The organism is Mesorhizobium sp. M2A.F.Ca.ET.067.02.1.1 (assembly GCF_004023285.1).
GTDB lineage: Bacteria > Pseudomonadota > Alphaproteobacteria > Rhizobiales > Rhizobiaceae > Mesorhizobium.
Genome location: NZ_RZSB01001020.1, coordinates 1 through 1,711, shown reverse-complemented (window position 1 = coordinate 1,711; position 1,711 = coordinate 1). Strand labels below are relative to the sequence as shown.

3 protein-coding genes are annotated in these 1,711 nt (G+C 64.2%); 1 reads left to right on the top strand and 2 read right to left on the bottom strand.

All coding sequences use genetic code 11. From position 1 onward, the window contains the following. Window positions 1-458: aldo/keto reductase (locus EOA28_RS34935; RefSeq protein WP_148671073.1), on the bottom strand; the 458-nt coding region annotated here is incomplete at its 3' end. Window positions 459-574: 116 nt separating this feature from the next. Further along, window positions 575-1,111, bottom strand: a complete 537-nt coding sequence (locus EOA28_RS34930; protein WP_126081017.1) for a gamma-glutamylcyclotransferase — start codon at window positions 1,109-1,111, stop codon at window positions 575-577. Between the two features lie 117 nt (window positions 1,112-1,228). On the opposite strand from EOA28_RS34930, the gene EOA28_RS34925 reads away from it, so the two are divergent. Beyond that, on the top strand, window positions 1,229-1,711 hold a 483-nt coding region (locus tag EOA28_RS34925; protein WP_128315804.1), incomplete at its 3' end, for a DUF2125 domain-containing protein.

Sequence of the window (1,711 nt, the reverse complement as noted above, 5' to 3'; positions counted from 1 at the left end):
GGATAGCGGATCTTGCCTTTTTCGAGCAGGCGCTGATAGGCGCCGAGCGTTTCCTCGTAAGGCGTGGCCGGGTCCGGCCAGTGCGACAGATAGAGGTCGATGACATCGACCTGCAGCCGTTTGAGCGATGCCTCGACCGCCTTTTCGATATAAGCGGCGGAGAGGTCGCGTTTACCCTGGCCCATATCCGAGCCGACCTTGGTGATGATGACCACCTTGTCGCGGTTGCCGCGGCTCTTCATCCAATTGCCGATGATGGTTTCCGACTCGCCGCCCTTGTTGCCGGGAACCCAGCGCGAATAGGCATCGGCCGTATCGATGGCGTTCAGGCCGGCTCCGGCGAACCGGTCAAGCAGATCGAAGGAGGTCTTCTCGTCGGCGGTCCAGCCGAAGACGTTGCCGCCCAGGACCAGCGGCGCGATTAAAAGGTCGGTGCGACCGAGACGGCGTTTCTGCAAGACTGATCTCCGTGATGCTGGAACGGGCCTGACGCCCAGGGATGGGATGCCGCTAAGCTAGGTCGTGGCCGGACGAGGTCAAAGGCATGGTTTTGCTTTTTGATCGGACCAGCACTTCACGAAGACGAGACCTGACGGCCCACCTCTTCCAGCCAGTGATCGCGGATGCCGAGCGCCTCGAGATGCTCGAGCGTGCTCAGCACATAATCCTCATTCCGGCCCGACTGGCCGACGGCGCCGCGAACGATCCTTGCCGCGTGATCGGCATCGAGCGCGCCAGCATATTGTTCATGCCGCCGGTCGACGATGTAGGCGACCGCCTCGACCGAAACGCCCTCTCCTTTCCCGTCCCTGCCCAGTCGGACATCGAGCATGCGTTCGAGATAGACGCTGGTCACCAGCTCTCGCTCGCGCAGGTAGGAAAGCACCTCGTCGCGCAGATTGCCGGGGACGCGGTAGGCGAGGCCGATGCAGGAGCCGCCCCGGTCGAGGCCGAGCACCAGACCCGGCCGTGCGCGCGTGCCGCGATGCACGAAGGAATAGACGCAAAGCGAGCGGCGGTAGCCGTAAAGCCGGGCGCGGCGCGTCTCGACATGGGCGAATCCGGGCCGCCAGATCAGCGAGCCATAGCCAAAAACCCAAAAATCGCCCATATCGCCAAGCCTGATCGCATTCGAGTGAACGACACCGCACCGGAGAGTGCTTCTTCTGTCCCCCGCTTGTTTGCGTGAAGCAAACGCCTGCACGCCGGGGTTAACGAGAGCCGCAGCATGACGTCAAGTGACGAGCGATCGCCCAAACCCCGCCGCCGGCTGCTTTGGCTCGCGGCGTTCATCGCCGTGCTGTTCGCCTTCTACAGCGGCGGCTGGTTCTATCTCGCCGAAAGGCTCAAGACCGAAGCCGACCAGGCGGTGGCGCGGCTGGGCAGCAAGGGGATCGCCGCCGGCTGCGCCAACCTCACCGTCAGCGGTTATCCGATGAGCTTCACGGTCTCCTGCGACAACATCGCGTATGAGGACGACGCCCGGAAAGTCGCTGCGTCTACCGGGAGCTTCAACGCCGTCGCTGGCATCACCGGTCTCTTGTCGCCGGTCGCCGACCTGCGCGGGCCGCTGCGCACGATGGCCCCCGGCATGCCGCCGCTCTGGATCGACTGGGACCAGTTGCAGGCCAATGTCAAAGTGTGGTGGCCGCTGCCGCGCAGTGTCTCGCTGCAGGCCGAAGGCCTGAACGGTCAGACCGACCCGCAGGAC